Consider the following 22,723-nt stretch of genomic DNA (forward strand, 5'->3'; position numbering starts at 1 on the left):
ACCTCACAGGTAGGCGTGCGACCACAGGACGACCGCCGCGGGGGCGTCGCCGGTCGTGGTCTCGTAGGTGATGGAGGAGGCGCCACGGCCGAGCACGAAGTCCGGAACCCCGATGCTGGCCCCGGTGAGGTAGCGCATCTGGGAGACGCCGTCGACTTCGGCTGACTCGCGTTTCACGTCGATGATCAGTGTCTGGCCGGCCTCGATCTCGATGTCGAACTCGACGACCTTGACGTCTTCGGTGCCGTCAGCGAGGGTGCGGGCGATCTCCAGCAGCGGCCCAACCGCCGGGCCCTCACAGCGGATGAGCGGCTTCGTGCTGGTGTTGCCCGCGTGCCACACCTGCACGGTGGAGCCGTCAGCGATCGTCGCCGAGTTGAGCTGGCGTTTGTACAGGCGCGGATCGGAGCATTCGACCTGCAGCACGGCTTTGGCGTGGCCGAGCCGGTAGTTCTTGTTGATCGGCGCGGTCCGGCGGGTGACTGCGCCTCGAGCCACGTAGATCTCATCCAGGATCTGCATCGCAAAGTCGAGTTCTTCGTCGGCCTCAGCGATCGGCGTGTTGTCGCGGAAGGTTTCCATGACCTCGCGCATCTGGGCGCGCGGGGACCGCACTTTGAAGGATGCGGTGATGATGCGCGGCTGGCTGAGCTTGCGGCCCGACATGGCGCCGTGACTGGACGGGTTGAGGACGTTGCCGACGTCGACCGCGGGCAGGTCGATGTCGGCGCCGATCAGCTCCTCCAGCCGGTACGGGGTGCCGCTCCCCAGTCGGAAGCCGTTGAGGCTGAGCTGCCCGGGTCCGGTGAGGTCGTCGCCGGGGTTGATGGGGACGCTGACGACCGGGTCCGGCACGTCCCACACCATGGCCACCGTGGGCAGCTGCACCGTCTGGCTGGCCTGCACCGTCGGTGCGGGCACCGTCAGCGCCAGGGCGACCGCGGGCAGATTCACGGTGACCGCGCCGCCCGCGATGACCGTCGGCGCGGGCACCGCCATCGTCATTGCGACCACGGGCAGGTCCACCGTGGCGTGGATCGGTGCCCGCGGCGGCGCGATCATCGCCGCACGAGCCGGGAAGCCGCGGCCGAGACGAGCCATCTGTCACCTCACCTCACCATCGGGACGCGCGGTGCACAGCGGTCATAGCAGTCAGCGCCGGGCGGGCCCTCGGGTCCACCGCGGGCCCGATCGGCCCCTCATCGCTCACCGCGAAGTCGTCGAAATAGGACAGGCCGGTGGTACCGCTGAGCCGAGTCAGCTCCTGCGTGTTGGACGTGCCGGACATGGTCGTGGCGGTGCTCGCGGTCGCGGTGGGGGTGGAGGAGTCCGCGTCGTTGAACAGCCACACCTCGGCACCGCTGCTGGTGGAAAACCGGGCTTCGATGCGCACCCATTGGTTGAGGGCGATCGCACCAGACACGTTGACGGTGGCGGCGCCGCACTTCAGGTCCAGGTTTCCATCGGCCTTGGTGTTGATGCCGCCCTGGTAGCTACCGGTGGCGTCTGCGCTGTCCCATAGCCGTATCAGCCCTTCGGCGACATGATTGGGCAGCCACGCGTATACCCGCAGCCAGAACGTGGTCGCCGCCAACTCGTAGCCGATCATGGTGAACGAGCTGGCGGGGAACCGGGCCGACAGCCCTGGAGAGTGGGCTTGGGTGGCGGAGAACACCGGAGCACCGCTGACATGGCCGAGCGCGTTCCCGGACAGGCCGCCGGAGTTGCCGGTGGTGATCGTGACGCCGTCGGTACCGCCGTTGAAGTTGTTGGCCAGGACCGTCACGGTTACTGGCCTTCGCGCCAGCGCATCGTCGCCGTCGCCCCTACCGTCGCGGCCGCCGTGCACACCACCGCGATCCGGCCGGCCGCGTCCACGACGACCTCGTCGCCGAGGGGCACCTGGTAGATCACGCCTGCCTGGGGGTGGATCTCGATCGCCGCCACCACATCGCCCGCGGTTGGCTCTGCCGTCCACGCTCCGGCGGGTCCTTGCTGCAGGGTGGACAGCGCGGTCGGGGAGGCCGATTCGAGTTTGTTGGGCCCCCAGTTGGTCGCCAGGGCGGCGCCGCCGGTACCGGCCGACGTTTGCCGCTCGACGGTCACGAGGACCGGCTGCGCTGTCGAGGAGGTGCCGCGGAAGCTGATCGTCACTTCGTACAGGCCGTTGCGCTGGGCGCCGGCGAGCAGCTGCAGGATCGTTTTCTTGGCGGTGCCGGTCGCGATGTTCGCGGCACCCGCGAAGTACTTCGCCACGCCGTGCTCCTTACGGGATGTAGTCGGCCGTCATCAGGCCGAGCGGGTTGACGGCCAGGCGCAAGGTGCCGTCCGAGGTGCTGACGGGGACGAGGAAGTCCATGCCGAGGATCAGCGGGTCACCGGACAGCGGATCGGCGTAGAAGTCGGCGCCGCGCACGTCCGCCAGGGTGGAGGAGGGAAACTCGATGTCGTTGCTGTCCCAGGTGGCGATCCCGGCCGCGTGCGACAGGACGGTGCCGGTGACGACCTTCCCGCCCGCGGTGTATCCCGCCCCGACGACCTCGCCGGTGGTGATGTAGACCGGGGTGGTCGCGCTGTAGTTCGGCGTCGGCCGCGAGTCGGTGTACAGCGCGAGCTTGTTGGTGTCCAGGTCCAGGTTCAGCCCGGACTGGGCGGTGCCGAGCGCGTCGACGACGACCGTCTGCCCGTAGATTCCGCTGCCGCTCCACGCCATGTCAGCCCCCCGCCTTACGTGCTCGGACCTGCATCCGTGTGGCGGGCAGATCCACCGTGGCGTCGCCCGAACGCTCCCGCCGCCCGTTGCCACCGCCGGAGGGAGCGGGGGCGCCGAGCGCGGCCAGCGCCGCCCGGGTGGGAGCGACGAGCTCCTCCATAGCCGCAACGTCGTCCTGGTAGGCCTGCAACTTCGCCTTGTCCTCGTCGGACAGACGGCCCCGCCTGGTCAGCTCGGCGATCTCCCCGGTGCGGCGGACGATGCGCTCCTCAGCGCGCAGCCACCGCCGGGTTTCGGTAACCGCGCGCCCGGCCTCGGCGAGCTCCTCGCGTGCGGCGAGGAGCTGCGCCTCGTCGCCGTCGTCGGCCGCGGCGCGTAGGGCGTCCTGCGCGGCGGCGTGCCGCTCCTGTAGGGCCGCGCACGAGCTGCGCAGCTCGGCGTCCTGGGAGGCGCGGCGGGCCGCTGCTCGGCTACTCATCACCGGATCACCTGCGCCCGGGTCTGGAGGCGCAGGTGCGGCAGGAATACGGTCGCGTCCTGGCCGTGGCGCCGCATCCGGGTCACGTGGCCGGCGATGTCCTTGATGAGCTTGATGCGTTCGCCGGTGACGGGGTGCCGGTACTCGCGCACCTGGGGGCGGATGCGGTAGGACCAGCCGCGCGGCCGGGCCTGGACTGACCGGAGCCGGTCCAGGTCGGCCGGGCCGTAACCCTGAATGGGCATGGGGAACCACCTCTCTGTGAATGGGGGTCAGGCGCGGGCGGTGTATTCGAAGCCGAACTGGGCGCCGACCTTGGGGATGTCGACGGGGTCGCGGACCACGGTGTCGTACATGTTGACCGTGACGCCGCCCGGGGCTGAGCCGCCGCCGAAGCCGCCGCCGCCGTCCATTGCCACGCCTGGACTGTCCGTGATGCTGGTCCCGCCGATCAGGTTGACCTTCTGCTGCGCGGCCTTCTGCTTCTTCATGGCGGCGGTGATCGCGGCGTCGATGGCCGCCCGGGAGTCTCCGAACCCTTCCTCGGCCGCCGCCTTGGCGTTCTTCATGACCGTCTTCACCGCGGTCACCGCCAGAGCGCCCTTGGCGAGCACGCCGTTGATCCAGCCCTGGATGGTGTTCTCGCCGATGAGGTGGAAGACCTTCGACGGGGAGTGCTCGTCCAGCAGGTTCCGCACCCCATCGACAGCGCCCTTCACCACGGATTTCGCCGCGTCGACCGCCGCTCCCGCCATGTTTTTGATGCCGTTCACGAAGCCCAAAATCATGTCTTTTCCGGCCTGGAGCAGCCACGTGCCCGCGCCAGAGAAAACAGCTTTCGTCTTTTCGGGAATTGCTTTTACGTCAGCGATCAGGCTGGTTATCTTTTCGGATACGCTTTTCTTGAGATTTTCCCAAACCGCAACCGCATCATTCTTCAAGCTCGTCCATGCTTCGGACGCTACTCTTTTAATGGTTCCTAGAGCGCCGGTTAGAATATCCTCTATTAATTTCCAGAGGGAATCCCAAATTTGACGCAGACCCTCTTTGAGGAGAGTAAAATCGCCGGTCATTACGCCCTTGGCGGTTTTGACCAGTCCGGAGACGACGCCCCAAAAAGCATTCCAGATAGAAAGGAAAGTGGAGACTAGGCCGGTGACGGTAGCAATGACGTCTTGGCCGTACTTATCCCACAATTCTTTCAGGACGGTGAGGACATCGGAGACGACGGTTTTCGCGGATTCGAAACCCTCACTGAGCTTCGTCTTCCACTCTTCGATGGTGGCGCTGTTGGCTGCGACCCACTCCTGGACGTCGGCGACCACGCCGTCCCAGATGAGGCCTACCTGCTCCTTCCAGCCCTGCAGCGTCTCCAACGCCCCCGACATGGAGAAGCCTTCAGCGGCCTTCTCCAGGGCCGGGATGACCGTGCCGCCGAGGAAGTTGACGACGCCCTCGGTCATGCCGCGCTTCCACACTTCGATCTTGTTCGTCGCAGTGTCGTGCAGCGTGTCCCCGGCACTCTTCGCGGCCCCGGCCAGCGTGCCCAGCGAGGTCGCGGCCGTAGCCGGATTCAACGCGAAAAGCGCATCCTGCAAATCCTCGGCCTTGGTGCCGAAAAGGCCAACCGCGATCGCGTCCTGCTCGACCGGATCCTTGACCTCTTTCAGGCGCTGGATGACGTCGCCGAGCGCCGCCTTCGCCCCAGGGCCGCCCTTCGCGAAGACCTGAAACATTTTGTTGGCGTCGAGACCGATGCCTTCAAAAGCGGTCTTGCTGGTTTCCGAGCCATCCTTAGCGCGGATCGCGAATTCCTTTAGAGCGTCGGCGACCGTGTCCGAGTCGCGCGCACCCGCCTTAAGACCCTGCGACATGAGGCCGAGAGCATCCCCGGCGGAAAGGCCAAGCTCCCGGAACTGGGTCGAGTATTCGTTGAAGGTGTCGAGCAAGTCTTCGCTTTTGTTGACGCCGTCCTGAGCGCCCTTGATGATGACGTCGAACGCGGCCTCGGCGTTCGGTGCGAGGTTGTTCTTGAGGATGTTGCCGACGGCGGCGGTGACGCGGTTGACGTCCTCGTCGAGGATCGTGGCCGCGTTCAGCGCGTGCTTGGACAGCGCCCCCAGCGACTCCTCGGACGCGCCGCGCACCCCGTCGACGTTCTGGATCAGCGACTTGATGCTGTCGGTGACGTCGCCCAGGCCCTCGCCGTACCCCTGCGAGTAGACCTCGCCGGCGACGCGGCCGAGTCGCCCCATCTCCTCTTCGCTGGCGCCGATCTGGGCGAACAGCTTGGCTCTGGCCGCCTCCCCGTCCAGCGCGCTGTTCAGCCCGGACATCAGGGCTGCGCCGATCGCCGCGCCGGCCGCGAGCGCGAGCCCGGCCGCGCCCGCCTTCAGACCGCCGACGAGGTTGGTGGCGACCCCGGACAGCCGGGACTGCCCGGAGGCTTCGACCCCGTCGCCCAGGCCGCGGCCGACGTCGTCCCCGGTTTCCCGGGCGACCTCTCGGGCCCCGTTGAGGCCGGTGCGGAGGCCGTCGGTGAGCTGGTCTCCGGCGCGCTGCCCGGAGGCCTGAGCGTCGTCGTCGAGACTCGCGAACGCTTCATCAATGGAGGCGTCGAGCTCCCGGGCGAAGGCCTCCGCCTCGGCCTCCATCTCGCGGAGGCTCGCGTCGAGTTCAGCTTCGAGCCGGTCGAGGTCGGCGATCGCGCTGGTGGGGTCGAGGCCGTCGGCGATGGCCTGCTCGACCTGGGCGAGACTCCGGGTGACGGTGCCTTCCACGCTGGCCATGACCTGCGTGGTGGCGCCCTGAAGCCCGGACATGGCCTTCTCGGCCGCGTCCACCCCAGAGTCGAAACCCTTGTCTTCGAGGTCGATGATGCCGTGGAGCTCACCGAGGGACAGGGACACGGGAGGCACCTCCCGCTCTCAGGTCACAGGGTGTGGATGAAGCTCCGGGCGTCCTCGCCGGTCAGCTCGATGGGCTCGTTCGCGACGACGCGGCGCCACAACGACATCTCGGGAGACATCCCGTTGACGAGGACGCAGAAGCGCCGCCAGGTCATGCCGTCGTTGACCGCCGGGACGATGTCGATCTGGTGGATGCTCTGGAAGTCCGCTTCGAGGAGCGCCCAGTAGCGGACGAGGTTGCGTCCCCAGTGGCCGAGGCCGTTTTCGCCCCCGTCTTCGGGGGCTCCGCTTCCCCCTGCTCGTCCTCCTGGGGGGTGGCCGGGGCGTTGTAGGCGTTCATGCAGTAGTCGACGAGGTCGCGCAGCTGCGTGTCCATGCCGAGGCCGTCGGCGAGGATCTGCTGGTAGGGGGCCGCGCCGAACATGGTTTCCAGGATCTCCTCGAGGAAGCCGAAGGCCTTCGCCCCGTCTTGCTCCTTGCGTGCCTTCCGCTCCCGGAAGAGCAGGATCATCACCTTCGCGGGCCGCTCGGGAGGCAGCGTGTAGATCTTGCCGAGGACACGGACGCGCTTTGGCTTCAGGGTGGCCCAGGCGGCGTCGAAGTCGTGGTCGAGGTCGAGGTCTTCGACGTCGTCGTACTCGTCGGTGGGGGAGGGGGTGTTGGTCATGGTCAGGCCACCTCGTCCGTGGTGGTCGGCCCGGACTTGGTGATGGTCGCGGACCACGCCGACTTGTCGTTGGTCGCGCCGCCCTGCTCGCCCAAGCTGAAGGTGCACGTCCAGATGCGCCACTCGGTGTCCACGCGGTGCCGGAACCGGATCCTGCCCAGGCTGTCGTAGCCGACCTTGTCCTCGCCCGCCATTTCTTCCACGCGGGCCCGGCCGGGCGGGGTGGCGCCCGTCGAGTGGTCCTTCTTCAGCATGCCCTCGAGCTCGAGGGTCGCGCCGCGCTGCATGATCTCCTGCTCGTAGGCGCCGTTGCTGTCGTAGTCGGTGGTGTCGACGACCTCCTCGTTTTCCCCGAGGTTCACCGTGACGTTGGCCAGGTTCTCGATGGCGAGGAAGGTGTCAGGGGTGTTGCTCTCGACTTCCACGACGAAGTCGCGGGCGTTGATTTTCCGCTGCATGATCACGTGCTCCTGTTCGTGCTGGTCCGGCTGACCTCGCAGCGGACGTTGACGGTGAACTCCGGCCTGTTGTTCTGGTCGAGGCCGATGAAGATGGGGCCCGACTGGATGCCCACCATGAGCTGCAGCCAGGTGCCACCGGGCAGGTCGAGGGTGCCGAGGCCGTGCACCCGGTCGTACACGCGCTCCGCCAGCTCCTCGGCGACGCTGACGTCGGCGGCCGGGCCTCGGATGCGCCACTGAATGGACGGTTCGTCGTAGTCGTCGGCCAGACTGCTCTCCGGGCCGCCGTACCGGGCGACCACCAAGCAGGAGTCCGGCGAGGTCGGCATCTTCGTGCGGAAAATGCTGCCCGGGTAGGTGCCCAGGCCGAGTTCCGCCGCGAGCAGAGCGAGCTCTTCGAGGAGGGTCACCGGAGCTCCCGGCGGATCTCGGCGGCGATGATCTCCTGAATCGTGGCCGCCTCGGTCTGCATGGGCTGTTCCAGGTACTTGGCCTGGCGGCCCTCGTCGTGCCGGTTCGTCAGGTCTTCGTGCTGGCGGACCGCGTACGGCGTATCGAAGCTCACCGCGGCCTGCATCGCCCCCTCATCCACGGAGGCGACACCAGAGCGCTCCAGGGTGCCCTCCTCATGCGGCACGAGGTCGCGGGAGGCCTGAAGCAGGTACTCGGCCGCCTTCCGGAGCCCTCGGACCGCACCCTTCTTCTGCGCGGCCTTGAGCGCCTGGGCGTTCGACTTGAAGGTGGCCCGCTGCGGCATCCCAGCCTCCCTACTGCAGTACGACCTCGAGGTGGTCAGGGACCGGGAGGCCTCCACCGTCCCGCCGGGACGAGGTGAGCGCCGTGGTGACCCGGCCATTGACGGTGACGCGGCTCCCCACCGGGCACACCGTGTCCAGCGGCGCGTAGACGGTCGTGCCGGACACCACCTCGGCGCCGGTCGGGCCGCGGACGAGCTGCGGCTTGTCGTCGACGAAGCACCTGACCACGGTCTCGTCGCCGTACTCCGGGCCGACCGGCCCCTCACCCTCGAAGGGCTCGACGATGACGGTGTGGACGAGCAGCCAGTTCGGGATGGCGCCCATCAGCAGTACGTCCTCGGGGCCTGCCCGGTGAGCCCGGCCTGCTGCAGGATCAGCGCCGCCTGCGGGGCGAGCCGCGACGCCGACGCACCGCCACCGCCGGCCGCTCCGGAGCCGGAGGTTCGGCCGCCCAGGGTGACAGAGCCGATGGACACGTTGCTGTAGACCGGAGCCGCCCCCGTCCCGTCCTCCGTCCCGTCCGTGATCCACGCGGCGACCTGCTCGCATGTGGCGTCCCGCAGCGCGGTGGTCACGGCCGAGTCGGTCGGCAGACCGCCGTCGTCGACCGCGTACTGGGCGGTCATGGTGGCCTGGGTGACGAGCCGGGACGCTCGCGCGAGCAGCAGCTGCGCGTTGGCCGGGACCACGGCCACGTACGGTTCCAGGTCGTCGGTGGTGGCGTGCGCCATCCCCGCCTCCTCCCTGCTGTGGTTGGTGACGCGGGCAGGCGGGCGACCCCCCTCCAGTGCCGCCTACCTGCCCGCGCGTATAGGGGTGGTCAGTCCAGGACTGCCACGGTCACAGCCGACGGCGTCGTCCCCGTGTAGTTGATCCACACCGATCCGTCGGCCTGCCGGAACTCCGGCCCGAACGGCCCGAACAGGCGATGCGCGCCCGCCGGGACCGAACCGCTGCCGTCGGCGATGGCCCGATTGCCGCGGCCCACCGTCCCTGGGGTGGGGAACGTCACGGTGAGAGCGGCGTCGTCCCCGTTGAGGATCCACACTCGCCGGTGCGCAGCCCAGGGGAAGCTGTTGCCGTCGGTGAGTTCGGCCACGGTGTCGACGGCGAGTAGGTCGATCCCGTCTTCGGAGGAGGGGACGGGGGTGAGGGCGGTGCGCGCCATCAGCCCTGCTCCTCGTCGTCGCGGCCGTACTCGTCGATCAGGTCGGCCTTCGTCATGCCCTCGGCCTCACCCCGGTCCGCACCCTGCGATACGGCCCAGTCGACCCAGGCGGCCTTGTTCGCCGACTGCGCCGGCCGAGACACCTCAGCCACCACCGTGGCGGGCTCCCCGTCGACCAGGACCCGCTCGGCGACCTCGGTCTCCCGGGCCTGCTGCTCGTCCGGGTCGTCCGACACGGGGCCGGGGACGATCGGCGCGGGCGGGGCCGCGTGGACCCCGGGGGCGACGACGGCCGGGCCGTGCGGGTCGGCCTGGCCGGCGTTGGTCGGCGGTAGGAAGTCGCGTGGCTGGGGGTCGACGGCGGCGTCGCGCAGCCGGGTGCCGGCCTGGACGCGTTCGACGTCGCGCGAGTCGATGACCTCGGCAGGGTCGGCCTGGTCGGCGGTGTGGCCGTCGACGTCGTATCCGGCGCCCTGGCAGTAGGAGATGACGGCGGGGTTGTCGGTTTCGGCGACGCCGTCGCGGAAACCGACGTCGCCGATCCGGCCGTTGTACTGCGTGTTGGGGGCGGTGATCTTCGCCATGGTCAGACCTCCTACGCGCTCTTGAGGTTGCGCAGGACGGCCGCGGCCTTCGTGGCCTTGAGGACCGGGGCGACCGGGCCCAGCTCGACCTCGCCCGTCTTCACAGCGCCGCTCCGGGTGAAGTCGGGCAGCCAGGTCTGGACGAGGGGAGCGCCCGCCATGGACACCCCGTGGAAGCCGTCCAGGCCGAACCTCACGGCGTAGAGGTCGCCCAGGTTGGTGATGGTGCCGCCCGCGCCGCCCGCGTCGGTGTCCCGGGAGACCAGGCCAATCACTTCGTCGTTGGATCCGGCCTTCGCGCCCAGGTTCACCAGAGGGATGCCGTTGTAGCTGGTGATCGGACGGCCGAAGCTGTCGGTGGTCTTGTCAATCTGCTCCGCGTAGGCGGCCACGTACTTCAGCAGGGCGAGCGTCTTGCGGTTGCCGAAGATCGCGTCGGGCGGGCCGTCCATCAGGGCGAGCCAGGAGTCGATGTGCGCCATCACCGCGAGCGCTTCGGCCTTGGTGTCGACCGAGGTCAGGTCGACGTAGCCGAGGGTGACGCCATTGGACAGGGGCAGGTACTCCGTGCTCGTGCCGGTGAGGATCTTGTTGAGGCCGTCGAAACCGTCGGCGTCCACCGCGCTGTCACCGTTGATGACCTCGGAGGAGAAGAACGCGTTCGACGCCTTGATCTTCTGCGACATCTGCAGGGCCGTCTCGGCGCCGGCCGCCATCCGGTTCAGGACGCGGTCGATCTGGAAGGACCCGCCGAGGGGCTTGAGGTCGACGGTGTAGCGCTGCTTCGTCACCTCGGACGGCGTGTACTCCGAGTTGATGGCGCGGTAGTCGGCGGTCGGCTGGGTGATGAGCCGCTGGTAGCCGTACGTCAGGGTGGCGCCGTTGCCGGCCCCGGAAACGACGTCGTCGAACGTCATCCGGTCGAGCAGGAAGGAGCTCTTCTGGAACTCGTCGATGACCTGCAGATCGACGTCGTCGGTGGTGAGCAGCTTCGCCTGGGCGAGCGAAACAGGCATGAGGTCCTACTTTCGGATGGTCAGCCGCTGCTCTTGTTGAGCTTCGCGGTGATTGCGTCGGTCAGGGTGGCGGCCCGTCCTGTGACCCCGGGCCTGCCGGGGGGTTCGGTGCCGCCGCGCGTGGCCGGCGCCTGGCCGTCCGTGCGTGCGTACTGCGGGTTGTCCTCGACCGCCTTCTTGATGGCGTCGCGCAGCTTGGCGTCGAAGCCGTCGGCGGTCGGGTCGAGCTTGTTGAGCTGCGCGACGAACGCGCGGCTGTCGGTGAGCTTGTCCGCGTCCGCGCCCACCTTGGCGGCGGCCTTGTACACGGCCAGCTCGGTGGTGAGCGCCTTGTTCTGGCCGGACAGGTCGCCGATCTGCTGGGCGAGCTGCGCCGGGTCGGTCGGGGTGTCGTCCTTCACCAGGCCGATGGCCTTGCCGATCTGCTGGGCGAGGTCCTGCCTCGCCTGCTCGGCGGCCTTGGCCTTGGCGGTGGTTCGGCCGCTGGCAGCCTCGGCGCGGGTATCGCGGATGAGCTTCTGCGCCCAGTCGGGCAGTGAAGCGACGTCGCCCTCACTGCCGGTCTGCTGGGTGTCCTGCCCGGTGGGCTCGGTGGCCGGAGGCGTCGCGCCTTGACCGTCCTGCTGCCCGCCGGTGTCCTGCCCGCCGCCGTCTCCTTCGCCGGACCCGCCAGCGATGACGTAGAAGGGCTGGCCGTTCTTGCGGTGGCCGAGGAGCGCACCAGGCGCGGTCGGCAGGGAGTTCAGCACGTTGCCCTCCTGGGGCGTGGGAGTTGCGGCTGGCGCCAGGCCAGCTTTTCGGGCATCCATCCCAGGTGATCCAGGATGGAACGTCATAGGTGGGGCGTATGGTGCGCGGATGCGCCCTCAGCAGCCCCCGAAGAAGCAGAACCCGCGGCTCGTCGGCTTGGCCGTGCTCGCCGTCGCCGTCGTGGCCCTGGTCGGCATGGCCGCCTTGTTCGGTGGGGAGCCGGAGCGGGCGGCGCAGGTGACGACCGTGCTGCCGACGCCGAACTCATCACCCGCGCCGGTGAGCGGGGTGCCGAAACCAGACGCTCAGCAGACCATGAAGCTGCTGCTCGGGTTACGGCGGATCGACTCGGCGCTGGACTATGAACGCTCGATCGACAGGGCGCGGAACAGCTGTTCGGACCTCCTGGCCGGTGAGGACCGGGCGGCGGTCATCAGGAAGACGCAGCAGCGGTTCGATGGGGCCGCCCGCATCGACATCAGGGAGGCTCGGACGATCGTGAAGCTGATTGAGGACGGCGGCTGGTGCCGCTAGACCAGGCGCTGCTGGACGGGCGGCTGCAGATCCGTGACCGGACCGCCCTTGGGGCCGCCCGCGCGGGGAATGTTGCCGGCCCCGATCTGCTCCCGGTACGGCAGGCGCTTCAACTTCGGATGCGCGCCCAGGTGCGCGCGGAGAGCGGCCTGCGCGGCCCGCACCTTCGCGCCCGCAGCCTTCTTCGCTTCCAGGGTGAGCGCTCCCTCGGCCTGCTCCTTCGCCGCGCGGATCTGACGCTCCAGGGCGCGCTGTCGCTGCCGGGCCGTGTCGCCCTCGGGATCCTCCGTGGACTTCTTCAACCTCGTGATCCCGGGCAAGAAGATACTCGCGGAGTGTCGGCAGTTCGGGTGAAACAAGCCCTTGGCGCGGGCCTGGTCCAACGTCATGAGCACGTCCACGGTGACCATCTCGCCGTCCCGGGTACCGTGCTCTATCTGGATGCGGCCGACCGGCCCCTGATTCCTGCGCAGAACCTTGGATTCGAACGGCCTGCACCGTTTGCACTCCTGGACGTTGTCAGAGATGTACACCAGGTCGATGCCGACGCTCGCGAGCCGGTCCATCTGGCCGGTCACCATGGCGCGCTGGGCGTTGGTGCGGCCGATCATCTCCGCGTAGCTCGACAGGCGCCACTGACGGCCGCGCGAGTCCGTGAACGACGTGATGCCGCGATCCATGAGCCGCTGCCACGCCGCCTGTGACGCTTGTCGTCGAGTTGCCGTACCAGTTGCGATCCGGGCCGCAGTGGCTGCTTGCACGGATCGATACGCGTCGACCGGGGCTCGGAGCAGGTTGCCGTCGACGCGGCCGAGGTCGCGGTGCAGCGCCTGAGCAAGGCGTTCGATGACGGCGGTGTTCGGCACCTGCTCTGTTGCGGCCCGCGCGGCTTGGCCGATGCCGGACTTCGGAAACCACTTCTCGGGCAGGTCGGTGAGCGCGCTGCCGTGTCCGGCCTTGTACGCCTTGGCGATCGCTTCCCGTACGGCGCCCGCGCGCGCAGCTTGCAGGCTCGCCAGGAGGACCTGGGCGGAGCGCTGCAGGCGGCGGATCGCGTCGAGCTTCGTCTCGGCGACCGGGTGTGGCAGGTCCTTCTTGAGCTCGGCGGCGATCGTCTTGACCAAGGACATCTCAACGTCTCGGTACAGGTCGGCGACGCTCGCGGCTACCCGATCGAGGAGGTCTTGGTCGTCGGCCATCCCGACCTCCTCGGCGCGCTACTCCTCAGGCGGCGTCTGACCGGGTGGGCCGTCCGCTTTCTCGCCTTCAGGGCCAGTCATCTCCTCGGGCAGCGCCAACGGGTCCATTACGGTGGCCGGCTGGTCGTCCTTGATGCGCTGCACCTCGTCGGCCACCTGGTCCTCGTCCCAGTCCGGGTGAGCCATCCTGACTTTCGTCTCCGTGCTGATCGCTGCGGCGTCGGAGAGCATTTGGATGGTGCGGGCGACGCTCTCGGCGTCCTGGCTCACCGCGCTGCCGAACTCGATGGCTGGGACGAGGGGCTGCGCCTGGCTCCAGCCGAGCGCCTTGTCGAGGGCCAGCATCGCTTCCGTGATCCGCTTCAAGGCGGGGATCCAGTACTGGCCCTTCCGATCCCGGGTGATCATCGACCTGCGCTCGCGGGCCGTCACCTCGGTCGCGGTGGCCGCGGCTTCCCCGGCCAACCCGAAGGTCTGCGCGGAGTAGCCGGCGGACCGGACGGCCTGCTCGATGATGCTCGTCATGGTCTGCTGGTGCTCGACCACCCGGATGCTGAACTGGTTGAGCGTGATCCCGCCGCTCTGGCTGGGATCCATGTTGAGCTGCTCCCACACCTCGCGGTCGCTGTCCCACGCTGCGCCCTGGCCGGGCCCCAAGTTGGTGAGGTAGCCGGAGGGCACGATGAGGCGGGCCTTGGCGAGCCGGATGTCGCGCATCCAGCTCGTCCAGGTGGCGTCCAACGCGTCGAACAGGTCGAAGCAGGGTGAGGCGTAGTCGGAGCGGCCGAAGGGCAGGCCGCGGTGCTTCCTGTTGGGTCTCATATTGGGAACGTGCGTGGCCGTCAGCATCGAAATGCCGGTCGTCTGGCGGCCGTCGACGGGCAGGTCCCGGGTCTCCGGGCGCTCGGAGAGCGGCACCGTGGCGCCGAGGTGCGTGCTGGTGCCCTGGAACACGGCGTAGCTGATGGTGCCAGGCTCGTGGTGCTCCAGGAGGCGCACAACCTGCTCGCCGCTGCGCTCCAGCTCCCGCCAGAACGTCACCTCGACCAGGCGGCCCCAGCGGAACACCGGGATCGCGGCGTCGCCGTGCTCGACGGCCAGGATCGGCCGCTTCGCCACCTCGGGGTCCCAGGCCAGTTTCAGGTAGACGTCGCCGATGCCCGCGCACACCTCGGCCGCTTCGAGGAGGCGCATGTGAACGCCGCCCTCGTCGAGGATCTCGTCGAGGCGGTCCTGTGTCGCCACGTGGTCGACGGTGAAGGTGGGCGGCTCGCTGAACATGAGGTCCGCGCTGGTGGCGGCGATGTCCCCGGGGAGCGGGATGTGCAGGCGGGTCTCGTGCCGGGTCAGGTCGCGGGAGGCGGCCCAGAGGTACTGGATGTATTCCTGGCGGTCGCGCTTGCGGACGAGCCGGGTGCTGTAGAGGTCGGCGAGGCGGATTTTGTCGCCGGCGTACCAGGCGTCGTTCTCGTCGTAGTCGGTGTAGATGTCGACGAGTTGGGCGGGCGGCCAGGCGGTGTTCGGAGCAGGGAGCGGCATGGCGGGAAGCTCCCTTCAGCGGTTCCAGATGGCGTCGTTCGCGGCGCGCACGGCTCGGAGGAGTTTGCGTCGTCGCTTCTTGCTGGCGGCGGCCCAGTGGTCGCACAGTTCGTCGACGGCGTGGAGGAGGGCGCGCATCTCGGGGGGTAGTTCGGCAAGGAGCACAGCGCGCTCCCCTCGAATCTGGTTACCGGCTGGTAACCGTACAGAATCCACGATCTGTTGGGTATAGCCAACGCTGCGACCTGCGCAAATAAGAATCGGCGTTTCAATGTCCGATTCGTGCGCCAGGAAATTGACTCAATGTCTGATTCTCTGCATGGTCATGCACTCGTCATGCAGCCAAGCGGAGCGCCGGACGAACGAACGGCCGCCACAACCACGCCGACGAATGGACCCCGTACCGCAGCGCGTCACACGAGTGGTCGTCGACCTTGACGGGCTTGTCCTCACCCTTCTCGGCCGCCTTGTCGTCCCACGAGTACCCGGGCAGCTCGGCCAGCAGGCCGGTGCACGAGGAGTGGATGCGGAGCTGATCCGCGCCCAGCAGCGTGGACACCGTGCGGATCCCGTCCAGCACGCTGTTGTCGGCCGCGGACACGTTGGGCACCTGGTCGCGCCAGAGCTGCGTCATGAACGACGCCGCCGACGGGTCGACGTAGATGCGCTCCGGAGCGATGCCGAGCGCCCGGCCTTCCTCGCCCGGCCGGCGGATCCCAGCCATCCACGCGCGCAACCGCTCGGAGTACTCGCCGTCCGTGAGCTGGCGTCGCGCGGTGCGGGAGTCGTGCCGGTACTCGGCGACGACGTGCAGGCGTCGGTCCTCGCCGAGGCCGATCGCGAGGCCGCTGAACGGGTTGACGGTCCCGTAGTCGACGCCGAGGGAGAGCCAGCGGTCGATGGCGGGCAGCTGGTCGAGCACGTGGCGGGTCTCGTCGAACATGTCGAAGATGGCGCCTTGGGCGAGGCACCACTCTCCGAGGATGAAGCGGCGGTACCAGAGGCCGACGTACTGGGCCTTGAGGCGGTCCACGTAGCTGGCTTCGAGGCTGGGGTTGTCATCGAGGGTGAAGTGCCACGAGCGGACGCCGACATCGGCGCCGCGCAGCAGGAAGTCGCGCCTGAGCCAGTGGCCGGGGCCGTCCGGGTTCGTGGTCGCCAGCAGCTTCGCCCCGGGGACGCGGAGCCGGGACAGGAGCATCATCCAGAACGACTGCGGGATGAGAGTCGCCTCGTCGACGTACGCCAGGGCGATCGTCGCGCCTCGGATGCGGCCCTCGGCGCGGACGTCGGAGGCGCCGATGAGGTGAACGGTGCGGCCGAGGATCGTCGCCGTCGTCGAGCCGGTCGTGTGATGCACCTGCCCGGCGAGGAAGCCAAACAGGTGACCGGCCTGCAGCGGGTCGATGATGTTGCGCTCGATGGTCTGCAGGGTGCGGCCGATGATGACGACCAGGCCGTGATCCGGGGCGCGCAGGATCGCGATCAGGAGCGCGAACAAACTGGCGATGGTCTTCCCACTCGAGACGGCGCCGGCCCACAGCGCGATCTGCGGAGTGGTCTGCGCGTCGGTGATGCTGCGGATCTGCTTCGGCGACAGGATCCGGGTCACGGCGTCAAGCATCGTCGCCCGCGGGGAGCTGGTCGGCGACCACCTGGAGCGCGTCGGCGAGAGCGCCGAGGACCGACTTGGCGTGCTCGGCGCCGTTGTCGCTGTCCATCTTGATCAGCTTGTCGTGCTTATCGATCGCGATACCCAGCGCGGTGTACGCCTCCCGGGCCTCCCGCAGCGGAGGCAGGTCCAGGACGACGAGCTCCGGCCCCTCAGGACCGCGCTCGTAATACCGGTACCGCGACCAGGCCCGCTCCCGGAGCCGGTCGACGTCGCCCAGCAGCACCTCGGCGATCTCGGCGCGTCGGGCTTTCATGTCGATCGTGCGCGCACGCGTAGCTTTTTCGGTCTGTGCGCGCGAGAACGCGTCTACGACGTGCTCGTCTTTTGCGATCTTGCGGACGGTGGCGTCGCTGACTTCGTGGTCGCGGGCGATGCCTCGGCAGGAGTTTCCGCCAGCCTTGATGGCGGAAAGGATTGCGGCGCGCTTGGTGTCAGGGATGGGTGCGGGCACACGCGCTCACCCCCTGTACCGTGACGCGAATGGTGGAGAAGACCGGCCGGGCGGCCTACCTGCAGATTGTCGACGAGCTTCGTGCCCAGATCCGCAGCGGTTCGTTGCCGCCCGGGGCGGCGTTGCCGTCGATCGCCCGCCTGTGCGAGCAGTTCGACGTGTCGGCGAGCGTGGTGAAGGCCGCGATCAGCGTGCTGCGCACTGAGGGTGTGGTGATCGGCCAGCAGGGCAAGGGCGTGTTCGTCCACCAGGTGCCCGCGGACGATGGGCCGGCCGACGAGGTCGCGGAGCAGCTGGCGGCGCTCCGCCGGGAGCTGGCCGAGGTTCGGGGGCGGCTCGCCGCTCTGGAGGCCGCGGTGCTGCCGGAGAAATGACGAAGGCCCCGCACGGTGGCGGGGCTCGTCTCATCCGGTCAGGCTGCTCTTGGAAGGCTCGCGATGAAGGCGACCAGGTCGGGCTTGATCGTGAACCACTCGCCGATGGTGCGCAGGTGGGCGAACGCGGTGTGGCATCGGCGCTCGTCGAGCATCGTGCCGGGCACGATGGCCAGCACCTCGTCATGCGGGATGTTGCGCAGCCTGACCGGCGGGTTGGCTGACCACCCGATCTTGACGCGGTCGGAGAACCGCACGAAGTAGACGAAGCCCTGCGTGGTCAGCGAGGCGGCGCCATGCGTCTGGCCGGGCTGGGCTTCCTGCTCGATCGGTTCGGGCACTTCGGCGGCCATGTGCTCGGCGTTCACGAGGACGTGGGCGAAGGCGATCCGGAGGTGTTCGACGCACAGGGGGACGGGGGTGTCTTCGTCGATCGGGGCCTGGCAGGCGTTCGCGCAGCAGAGCCGGTCGAGCTGGTCGTGCGCATGGTGGTTGCCCTTGAAAATGGGCAGTGAGATACCGTTGTTCATGTTCATTCCTCACACCAGGAATGGCAGAGCCCCGGGGCGTTGGCGCGCCTTCGGGGCTCATCTGTCTGGAGACATACGTCTCCTAAGGCACGAAGTTTTCCACAGGCATCTGACCTGCGTCAACACAGCGTCGATCTTTCCTCATCGAGCCAGGTCAGGGCCGCCATTCCTGGCGGTAGTCGGGGTGGTCGTCGTACGGCAGGGCGAGACAGCGGAGCGTGTATTGTCCGCCGAGGTCGGCCGAGCGTGACCAGCGGCCCAGGATGTGCCGTTTGGCCTCGACCTCGCGAAGCGCCCGGTCCGGATCGAAGCGAAAGCCATATCGGTGCTTGGCCCGCTGCGCGTCCGTCACACGCTCCCGGAACGGGCGGACGTGGTTCTTCGTGGGGTTGTTGTGGTACTGGTCCACCTGGATGAGGCGGGCCCGCTGCCAGTCCTGGGCGATCTGCTCGTCCTCGTCGAGGCGGGCACGGAGGAACTCGACCAGCTCGCTCATGATGCGATCCTTCCACGCTGCTCGGCAGCCCGCTTCTCGTCGGCGGCCTGGACCCGTTGCGCCAGCCACGTCCACTGCGTGATCGGCCACACCGGCTGCCCACCCCACCACGTCCCGACCTCCCGCGCCGGGGGTTCGCACACCCCGTGGCACACGATGGCCACCTGCCCGCCTGGGAGGGCCTGTACGCGCCACACACCGGTCTGCGAGCACCAGGGGCAGGTGACTGCCAGGGTCTGCCCGTCGTAGACCATGCAGAGGCTCTCAGCGATCTGCTGCTGCATGCGGCGCACGACCGGCTCGGCCCATTCGGCCAGCTCGTCGGAGCCTTCGGAGATGCGGGCCGCGGCGTACCGGAGGTAGGGGCGGGCGTCCAGGTCCCCGGGCCTGGGCGGGGCGAGGATGGGGCAGAGGCGGACGGGGCCGAGTTCGGCGGCGAGGTCGTCGGCGCGCACGAGGAGGTCGAGCACGACCGACAGGATGGCGACGTCGACGGGGGCCGGCGACTCCCCGGCCGACAGCGCGGTGCGTTCGAAGCGCTCGGCGCGGGCCTGGGCGTCTCGCTCCTCCCGGGCGTCGGCGCTGATCTGGGGTTGCCGCCAGGGGCGGGCGGTGCCGGGGATCCTGGCCTCGATGAGGTCCGGCCAGTACTCGATGCACCACTCCAGGTCGGCGCGGACCTCAGAAAGGGACGTCATCGTTTTCGGCCTCCGTGAGGATGTCGGGCACCTGGGCGGGTGTACTAGGCAGCGGCGGGGTCCCGCATTTATGTGCGGCGTGAACCGGATATTTACGCGCCTTATTAATGTGCCATTCGTAGCGCAGCTCCAATTCTTTTTTCTGTGCGCCGCCAATCAGGTCGTACGTCATGCGGCCTTGGATGAGGGCGAGTGCTTCGCCGAATTCATCGATGGGGGCGATGTCGACACGGGCGGGGAGGGCGGCTCGTTCGTCGTCGAGGCCTCGGAGGACCGGCTGTTGGCACCCTGCGCAGAGGCTGATGCCGGCGGCGCGGAGGTTGCCGCCGGTGCGGGCGAGAAGCCAGGCGGGGATCACAGAGTCGCCTCGGCGGGGGTGGGGGTGTTGGGGCACATGGGGTGGTGGGTTTGTTCGGGGGCGAGGATCACCATCTCTTGGCCGCACGCCTGGCATGTTCCAAGATCGCCATATTTAGATCTTGAGTGCGCGGGGTCGGGCTCTGGCGCGGCGAGTAGTGCGCCGGTGCGCGCCTCCCCCGTAGGGGGGCGCACCGGCGCACTCACCGCCGCTGCGCTGGCGCACTCCGGCGCACTCGGCGCACTAACGTTGTGACCTGGGGTTTCAGTGCGCCGAGCGTCCGGCGCAGTCGTTGACGATATATCGTTAAAAACCTCTATTGACGCGATCATGGTCGGCGCACTCGGCGCACCCACTTGAGCTGCGGAAACGTTATTTACAAGATCGCTGAAGTCGTCCCTTTTCAAGATCGGCGGCGCACTCCTGGCGACCTTCGAAGCGTCCAGCACGTAGTACCGGTGGCCGCCGCCGGGCCCCGGCGCGGTCCGCAGAACCCCTTCGTTCGCTCCCCGCTTGAGCGCCTTGCGGAGATCCTCACGGCCGTGCTCGGACTCCTTCAGGGCGCGCTCAACATCCCGGCCCGTCGCCCCCGGGGTGAGGGTCAGATACTCCACGATGGCCTCCAGGACGCGGTCGGTCTTGGTGTCGCGCCGCGACCCCCCGGACAGCTCCAAGCGCCTCGAGGTCGCGTCGTAGGACAGGAGGGATTCGGGGACGTCGACATCCCGGCCGTACGCTGAGAAATAGCGGGGCGCGGCAGGATCCATTTCCCCGTCTTCGCTCTTTTCGCGAACGAGACGCCATTCCACGTCGGGCCAGTCGCGGAGCCGGGACGCGCCTCGAGACCGCTCCCCGCTGTGCCCCATATGGTGCACAACAATGGCCTCAGAAACCCCGGCTTCTTTCAGCATTTCGTCGAATGCGACGAGGAATCGCCCGGCTTCTTTGTCTTCGGAGAGGCCGAGGGCGTCGAGGATCGGGGCGAGGCAGTCGAGCACGACGACCGCGGCCCCGGCCGCCCGGAGGTCGGCGGCCCACTCGGAGCGGACCGCCGGGTCGAGGATGTCGAAGGACGACAGGCGGCCGCGCAGGGAGACGACGGCGGCCGCGGGCAGGTTTTCGATGCCTTGGTCGCGCAGCCACCGGCGGACCATGCGCTCGTCGAGCTCGTCGTCGAGCAGCACGACGCGGCCCGCGAAGGGCTGGACGGCGAACTGGCCGAGGAACGGCACCGAGTCGACGAGGGACCGCATGATGTTGCCGACCATCGTGGTCTTGCCCGCTTTGAACTGGGCGGCCAGGATCGCGCGGCCGCCGACCGGCCAGAGGCCGTCGACGCGGTACTGGGCGGGCTCGTCCGGGACGGCGAGGAACTCGTCCAGCGGCGTGATGGCGGGCCGCCCCTGGATGCCGACACGGGCACGGCGGGCCCGACGGGCGGCCTCCTCCCGGATCTTCAGCTTGCGGAGCTCGTGCTCGACTTCCCGCTCGAACGCGTTGGCGGCCGCCTGTTCCGCGGTCACCGGCTCGGGCGCGGTCTGCTCGGCGCCGGGGAGGTGGTGGACGGTGGCCAACGCTCCGTCAACGCCGAAAGGGGGCGGCCCCTGGGTGCCGGGCGCCGGCGGGGCGATGAGCGCGTACAGCTCTGCGGCGTCGTCCCGTTCCGGGAGCGGCCCGCCGTAGCCTTGGGCGCGCAGCGCAGATGTGGCGCGGCTGAAGTCGTTGCCGTGCTCGAGGAGCGTGTACGCGGCGAACTTGCTGTACGGGGTCTCCGTCTCAAACTCGGTCGAGGAGCTGAACACGTAGAGGTTGTCGCCGTCGTTGGTGCCGGTGGTCGCCGAGATGCCGATGCTCTTGCCGGGGCGGGTCCAGCCGAGTGCCTGCCCGAAGTTGCGGGTGTGGCGCCACCCGTGCGGCTCGAGGATCTCCCGCCAGGAGGCCTTGAGGTTGTAGTCGTCGCCAGGGCGCAGAACGCCGTCGCTGTGGTCCGCGGTTCGGTTTCCGCCCGGGGCGGGCGCCGGCGGGGCCGGGGCGGCGGCCGCGGGCATGCTGTCGAGCATGGTGGCGATCGCGTGCAGCGCGTCCCGCTCGTCTTCGGACACCGCGGCGATCGTCTGGACGCTGCCGCGGGCGAGCACCCACGGGGCGCCGGTGGGGTGGGTGCGTCCGGCCGAGGGCGCGGCCACGGTGAATCCGCCTTCGCCGCGCGTCTCCACCAGGACCCGGCTGAAGACCTTATGGGGCTTGCGGGTGAGGATCTCCCGCTCGTCGTCGGTCAGCTCGTCCTCGCGCGCGGGGCGCTGGGCGAGCTTGGTGTTGCGGTGCACCTGGCCGTCGACGCGCAGCAGGATGTGGATGCCGCCGGACGGGGTCATCTCCAGGTATCCGGCGGTGATGCGGTCCCACAGTTCCGCCAGGCCGTGCTCGGCGAGCAGGGTCGCGTACCGGGCCAGGTATCCCTCGGCGACGGCGCGGCCCTCGAGCTCGAGCAGCTCCAGGTTGCCGCTGATGGCGCCGCACACGTAGCCGAACCCGTCGTAGCGGCCAGATCCGAACCACGCGTCGAGCTGCTCGAGGGTGGGCCGGGCGGTTTCGTAGGCCTTCCAGGCGGGGCTGTCGGGCCAGGGCTGCTTGAGGCCGTTCGTGCTGGCGGGGATGACGCACAGGCCTGCGGTGTGCGCGGTGTGGGCGGCGTCGAGGAGGGGGCGGGGTGTGGTCACGCGACACCGTCCGCAACCCACTGGGCGATCTGCTCTCCGGTGGGCTCAATCCAGTACGTGGTCCCGTGAGGGCAGGTATATGGGTCCGTCGTGTATGGGCCGATCACCAGCGGGCGAACCGTGGAGACCGTGATTTCCACGCCCATGCCAGCCATACGGGTTTTTAGCTCGCTGGGGCAGGTCTGGTGATCGGCCTTGGTCTTCTTGCTCGTTCGGCCACCTCGACCGCTGCGCATATGTGGCCCCTCTCGGTGGTGCTGTGCTGGTGGTGCTGCGTGCCCGTCCCGGGACTCGGACCCGGGTGTCTGCCGGTGGGGCTGGAAGCGGCTGAAGCCCCCCGCGCTGGGCCGCTTCCATCGGCGCGCGCGGGGGGCTCGATCAGGGGGTCAGGAAGCGTGCGGGTCGTAGTAGCCGCTGTCGAAGTCGTCGCGGTGGCAAGCGGTCGCCTCGGCCTCCACCCTGTCGTCGAGGGCGAAGTTGTCGGCCGGGTCGATGGGGTCGCCGCGCTCGGCGAACTCGTCGCGGGTTTCCTCGTCGAGAACTTCCTTGGGGACGGGGTTGCCGTCGGCGTCGAGGGGCCACGGGGCTCCGGGGGCGATGTCGCTCATAGGGGCGAACCTTCCTTTGTAAAGAGAGGGGAGGGGG

The 22,723-nt window shown here is 68.8% G+C and carries 31 protein-coding genes; 2 read left to right on the plus strand and 29 right to left on the minus strand.

The window, feature by feature from the left end; translation table 11 throughout:
- Positions 1–3 precede the first annotated feature (3 nt).
- The 18 genes from ACVCAG_RS08545 to ACVCAG_RS08630 form a co-directional block, all read right to left on the minus strand.
- Positions 4–1,026, minus strand: a complete 1,023-nt coding sequence (locus tag ACVCAG_RS08545) for a hypothetical protein (protein WP_447189660.1) — start codon at positions 1,024–1,026, stop codon at positions 4–6.
- A gap of 88 nt (positions 1,027–1,114) precedes the next feature.
- Positions 1,115–1,786 (minus strand): hypothetical protein, encoded by a 672-nt coding sequence (locus ACVCAG_RS08550; protein ID WP_447189661.1) that lies wholly within the window; start codon positions 1,784–1,786, stop codon positions 1,115–1,117.
- Between the two features lie 2 nt (positions 1,787–1,788).
- Positions 1,789–2,256 (minus strand): hypothetical protein, encoded by a 468-nt coding sequence (locus ACVCAG_RS08555; protein ID WP_447189662.1) that lies wholly within the window; start codon positions 2,254–2,256, stop codon positions 1,789–1,791.
- 10 nt (positions 2,257–2,266) lie between these two features.
- Positions 2,267–2,713 carry a hypothetical protein gene (locus tag ACVCAG_RS08560; protein WP_447189663.1) on the minus strand — a complete coding sequence of 149 codons (447 nt, stop codon included), beginning with the start codon at positions 2,711–2,713 and terminating at the stop codon, positions 2,267–2,269.
- Between the two features lies 1 nt (position 2,714).
- The gene (locus tag ACVCAG_RS08565) at positions 2,715–3,191 is read right to left on the minus strand and encodes a hypothetical protein (RefSeq protein ID WP_447189664.1); all 477 of its coding nucleotides are present in this window, start codon (positions 3,189–3,191) and stop codon (positions 2,715–2,717) included.
- Positions 3,191–3,436: a hypothetical protein gene (locus tag ACVCAG_RS08570; RefSeq protein ID WP_447189665.1), complete on the minus strand. Its 246-nt coding sequence runs from the start codon at positions 3,434–3,436 to the stop codon at positions 3,191–3,193. The genes ACVCAG_RS08565 and ACVCAG_RS08570 overlap by 1 nt, the downstream gene beginning before the upstream one ends.
- 27 nt (positions 3,437–3,463) lie before the next feature.
- A complete protein-coding gene (locus ACVCAG_RS08575; RefSeq protein ID WP_447189666.1) occupies positions 3,464–6,100 on the minus strand; it encodes a phage tail tape measure protein in 2,637 nt (878 codons plus the stop codon).
- A gap of 23 nt (positions 6,101–6,123) precedes the next feature.
- Complete coding sequence (locus tag ACVCAG_RS08580) at positions 6,124–6,255, minus strand: hypothetical protein (RefSeq protein ID WP_447189667.1); 132 nt, start codon at positions 6,253–6,255, stop codon at positions 6,124–6,126.
- Complete coding sequence (locus ACVCAG_RS08585) at positions 6,252–6,767, minus strand: hypothetical protein (RefSeq protein ID WP_447189668.1); 516 nt, start codon at positions 6,765–6,767, stop codon at positions 6,252–6,254. The genes ACVCAG_RS08580 and ACVCAG_RS08585 overlap by 4 nt, the downstream gene beginning before the upstream one ends.
- Before the next feature lie 2 nt (positions 6,768–6,769).
- The gene (locus tag ACVCAG_RS08590) at positions 6,770–7,225 is read right to left on the minus strand and encodes a phage tail tube protein (protein WP_447189669.1); all 456 of its coding nucleotides are present in this window, start codon (positions 7,223–7,225) and stop codon (positions 6,770–6,772) included.
- 2 nt (positions 7,226–7,227) lie between these two features.
- Positions 7,228–7,638 (minus strand): minor capsid protein, encoded by a 411-nt coding sequence (locus tag ACVCAG_RS08595; RefSeq protein ID WP_447189670.1) that lies wholly within the window; start codon positions 7,636–7,638, stop codon positions 7,228–7,230.
- Entirely contained in the window at positions 7,635–7,985 is a 351-nt protein-coding gene (locus tag ACVCAG_RS08600; RefSeq protein ID WP_447189671.1) for a hypothetical protein, read from the minus strand. The genes ACVCAG_RS08595 and ACVCAG_RS08600 overlap by 4 nt, the downstream gene beginning before the upstream one ends.
- 10 nt (positions 7,986–7,995) lie before the next feature.
- Positions 7,996–8,310 carry a hypothetical protein gene (locus tag ACVCAG_RS08605; protein ID WP_447189672.1) on the minus strand — a complete coding sequence of 105 codons (315 nt, stop codon included), beginning with the start codon at positions 8,308–8,310 and terminating at the stop codon, positions 7,996–7,998.
- Positions 8,310–8,717: a hypothetical protein gene (locus ACVCAG_RS08610; RefSeq protein WP_447189673.1), complete on the minus strand. Its 408-nt coding sequence runs from the start codon at positions 8,715–8,717 to the stop codon at positions 8,310–8,312. Before ACVCAG_RS08610 ends, ACVCAG_RS08605 begins: the two co-directional genes overlap by 1 nt.
- A gap of 89 nt (positions 8,718–8,806) precedes the next feature.
- Positions 8,807–9,154 carry a hypothetical protein gene (locus tag ACVCAG_RS08615; RefSeq protein WP_447189674.1) on the minus strand — a complete coding sequence of 116 codons (348 nt, stop codon included), beginning with the start codon at positions 9,152–9,154 and terminating at the stop codon, positions 8,807–8,809.
- The gene (locus ACVCAG_RS08620; protein WP_447189675.1) at positions 9,154–9,738 is read right to left on the minus strand and encodes a hypothetical protein; all 585 of its coding nucleotides are present in this window, start codon (positions 9,736–9,738) and stop codon (positions 9,154–9,156) included. The genes ACVCAG_RS08615 and ACVCAG_RS08620 overlap by 1 nt, the downstream gene beginning before the upstream one ends.
- An 11-nt stretch (positions 9,739–9,749) precedes the next feature.
- Positions 9,750–10,754 (minus strand): major capsid protein, encoded by a 1,005-nt coding sequence (locus tag ACVCAG_RS08625; RefSeq protein ID WP_447189676.1) that lies wholly within the window; start codon positions 10,752–10,754, stop codon positions 9,750–9,752.
- 20 nt (positions 10,755–10,774) lie between these two features.
- Positions 10,775–11,503 (minus strand): hypothetical protein, encoded by a 729-nt coding sequence (locus ACVCAG_RS08630; RefSeq protein WP_447189677.1) that lies wholly within the window; start codon positions 11,501–11,503, stop codon positions 10,775–10,777.
- Positions 11,504–11,612: 109 nt separating this feature from the next.
- On the opposite strand from ACVCAG_RS08630, the gene ACVCAG_RS08635 reads away from it, so the two are divergent.
- Entirely contained in the window at positions 11,613–12,038 is a 426-nt protein-coding gene (locus ACVCAG_RS08635; RefSeq protein WP_447189678.1) for a hypothetical protein, read from the plus strand.
- On the opposite strand, the gene ACVCAG_RS08640 is transcribed toward ACVCAG_RS08635, so the two are convergent.
- The 5 genes from ACVCAG_RS08640 to ACVCAG_RS08660 all read right to left on the minus strand — a co-directional run bounded on the left by ACVCAG_RS08640 (position 12,035) and on the right by ACVCAG_RS08660 (position 16,902).
- Complete coding sequence (locus ACVCAG_RS08640; RefSeq protein ID WP_447189679.1) at positions 12,035–13,237, minus strand: phage minor capsid protein; 1,203 nt, start codon at positions 13,235–13,237, stop codon at positions 12,035–12,037. The genes ACVCAG_RS08635 and ACVCAG_RS08640 overlap by 4 nt on opposite strands.
- A gap of 18 nt (positions 13,238–13,255) precedes the next feature.
- Positions 13,256–14,776 (minus strand): phage portal protein, encoded by a 1,521-nt coding sequence (locus ACVCAG_RS08645; protein ID WP_447189680.1) that lies wholly within the window; start codon positions 14,774–14,776, stop codon positions 13,256–13,258.
- 15 nt (positions 14,777–14,791) lie between these two features.
- Positions 14,792–14,941, minus strand: coding sequence for a hypothetical protein (locus tag ACVCAG_RS08650; RefSeq protein WP_447189681.1), 150 nt, complete (start codon positions 14,939–14,941; stop codon positions 14,792–14,794).
- Positions 14,942–15,110: 169 nt separating this feature from the next.
- Positions 15,111–16,388 (minus strand): PBSX family phage terminase large subunit, encoded by a 1,278-nt coding sequence (locus tag ACVCAG_RS08655; RefSeq protein ID WP_447189682.1) that lies wholly within the window; start codon positions 16,386–16,388, stop codon positions 15,111–15,113.
- Between the two features lie 4 nt (positions 16,389–16,392).
- On the minus strand, positions 16,393–16,902 hold the full coding sequence (locus ACVCAG_RS08660) for a hypothetical protein (protein WP_447189683.1): 510 nt from the start codon (positions 16,900–16,902) through the stop codon (positions 16,393–16,395).
- A 29-nt stretch (positions 16,903–16,931) separates the two neighbouring features.
- Here ACVCAG_RS08660 and ACVCAG_RS08665 point away from each other — a divergent pair, with 29 nt between their 5' ends.
- A complete protein-coding gene (locus tag ACVCAG_RS08665; RefSeq protein WP_447189684.1) occupies positions 16,932–17,276 on the plus strand; it encodes a winged helix-turn-helix domain-containing protein in 345 nt (114 codons plus the stop codon).
- A 38-nt stretch (positions 17,277–17,314) separates the two neighbouring features.
- Here the strand turns inward: ACVCAG_RS08665 and ACVCAG_RS08670 are convergent, their stop codons facing one another.
- The 6 genes from ACVCAG_RS08670 to ACVCAG_RS08695 form a co-directional block, all read right to left on the minus strand.
- On the minus strand, positions 17,315–17,806 hold the full coding sequence (locus tag ACVCAG_RS08670) for a GIY-YIG nuclease family protein (RefSeq protein ID WP_447189685.1): 492 nt from the start codon (positions 17,804–17,806) through the stop codon (positions 17,315–17,317).
- A 154-nt stretch (positions 17,807–17,960) separates the two neighbouring features.
- On the minus strand, positions 17,961–18,302 hold the full coding sequence (locus ACVCAG_RS08675) for a DUF6221 family protein (protein ID WP_447189686.1): 342 nt from the start codon (positions 18,300–18,302) through the stop codon (positions 17,961–17,963).
- The gene (locus tag ACVCAG_RS08680; RefSeq protein WP_447189687.1) at positions 18,299–19,000 is read right to left on the minus strand and encodes a hypothetical protein; all 702 of its coding nucleotides are present in this window, start codon (positions 18,998–19,000) and stop codon (positions 18,299–18,301) included. The genes ACVCAG_RS08675 and ACVCAG_RS08680 overlap by 4 nt, the downstream gene beginning before the upstream one ends.
- Positions 18,984–19,358, minus strand: a complete 375-nt coding sequence (locus ACVCAG_RS08685) for a hypothetical protein (RefSeq protein ID WP_447189688.1) — start codon at positions 19,356–19,358, stop codon at positions 18,984–18,986. Before ACVCAG_RS08685 ends, ACVCAG_RS08680 begins: the two co-directional genes overlap by 17 nt.
- Positions 19,355–22,078, minus strand: a complete 2,724-nt coding sequence (locus ACVCAG_RS08690) for an AAA family ATPase (protein ID WP_447189689.1) — start codon at positions 22,076–22,078, stop codon at positions 19,355–19,357. The genes ACVCAG_RS08685 and ACVCAG_RS08690 overlap by 4 nt, the downstream gene beginning before the upstream one ends.
- Before the next feature lie 386 nt (positions 22,079–22,464).
- Entirely contained in the window at positions 22,465–22,686 is a 222-nt protein-coding gene (locus tag ACVCAG_RS08695; protein WP_447189690.1) for a hypothetical protein, read from the minus strand.
- Between the last annotated feature and the right edge of the window lie 37 nt (positions 22,687–22,723).

The sequence above is a fragment of the Streptosporangium sp. G12 genome, from assembly GCF_052983175.1.

Coding starts and splice junctions, on each gene's coding strand:
- ACVCAG_RS08610 (WP_447189673.1), bottom strand. CDS start 8,717: ATGGCGCACGCCACCACCGACGACCTGGAACCGTACGTGGCCGTGGTC.
- ACVCAG_RS08600 (WP_447189671.1), bottom strand. CDS start 7,985: ATGCCGCAGCGGGCCACCTTCAAGTCGAACGCCCAGGCGCTCAAGGCC.
- ACVCAG_RS08665 (WP_447189684.1), top strand. CDS start 16,932: ATGGTGGAGAAGACCGGCCGGGCGGCCTACCTGCAGATTGTCGACGAG.
- ACVCAG_RS08680 (WP_447189687.1), bottom strand. CDS start 19,000: ATGACGTCCCTTTCTGAGGTCCGCGCCGACCTGGAGTGGTGCATCGAG.
- ACVCAG_RS08640 (WP_447189679.1), bottom strand. CDS start 13,237: ATGGCCGACGACCAAGACCTCCTCGATCGGGTAGCCGCGAGCGTCGCC.
- ACVCAG_RS08605 (WP_447189672.1), bottom strand. CDS start 8,310: ATGGGCGCCATCCCGAACTGGCTGCTCGTCCACACCGTCATCGTCGAG.
- ACVCAG_RS08590 (WP_447189669.1), bottom strand. CDS start 7,225: ATGCAGCGGAAAATCAACGCCCGCGACTTCGTCGTGGAAGTCGAGAGC.
- ACVCAG_RS08580 (WP_447189667.1), bottom strand. CDS start 6,255: ATGACCTGGCGGCGCTTCTGCGTCCTCGTCAACGGGATGTCTCCCGAG.
- ACVCAG_RS08560 (WP_447189663.1), bottom strand. CDS start 2,713: ATGGCGTGGAGCGGCAGCGGAATCTACGGGCAGACGGTCGTCGTCGAC.
- ACVCAG_RS08565 (WP_447189664.1), bottom strand. CDS start 3,191: ATGAGTAGCCGAGCAGCGGCCCGCCGCGCCTCCCAGGACGCCGAGCTG.
- ACVCAG_RS08570 (WP_447189665.1), bottom strand. CDS start 3,436: ATGCCCATTCAGGGTTACGGCCCGGCCGACCTGGACCGGCTCCGGTCA.
- ACVCAG_RS08615 (WP_447189674.1), bottom strand. CDS start 9,154: ATGGCGCGCACCGCCCTCACCCCCGTCCCCTCCTCCGAAGACGGGATC.
- ACVCAG_RS08585 (WP_447189668.1), bottom strand. CDS start 6,767: ATGACCAACACCCCCTCCCCCACCGACGAGTACGACGACGTCGAAGAC.
- ACVCAG_RS08620 (WP_447189675.1), bottom strand. CDS start 9,738: ATGGCGAAGATCACCGCCCCCAACACGCAGTACAACGGCCGGATCGGC.
- ACVCAG_RS08695 (WP_447189690.1), bottom strand. CDS start 22,686: ATGAGCGACATCGCCCCCGGAGCCCCGTGGCCCCTCGACGCCGACGGC.
- ACVCAG_RS08635 (WP_447189678.1), top strand. CDS start 11,613: ATGCGCCCTCAGCAGCCCCCGAAGAAGCAGAACCCGCGGCTCGTCGGC.
- ACVCAG_RS08670 (WP_447189685.1), bottom strand. CDS start 17,806: ATGAACAACGGTATCTCACTGCCCATTTTCAAGGGCAACCACCATGCG.
- ACVCAG_RS08645 (WP_447189680.1), bottom strand. CDS start 14,776: ATGCCGCTCCCTGCTCCGAACACCGCCTGGCCGCCCGCCCAACTCGTC.
- ACVCAG_RS08625 (WP_447189676.1), bottom strand. CDS start 10,754: ATGCCTGTTTCGCTCGCCCAGGCGAAGCTGCTCACCACCGACGACGTC.
- ACVCAG_RS08675 (WP_447189686.1), bottom strand. CDS start 18,302: ATGAGCGAGCTGGTCGAGTTCCTCCGTGCCCGCCTCGACGAGGACGAG.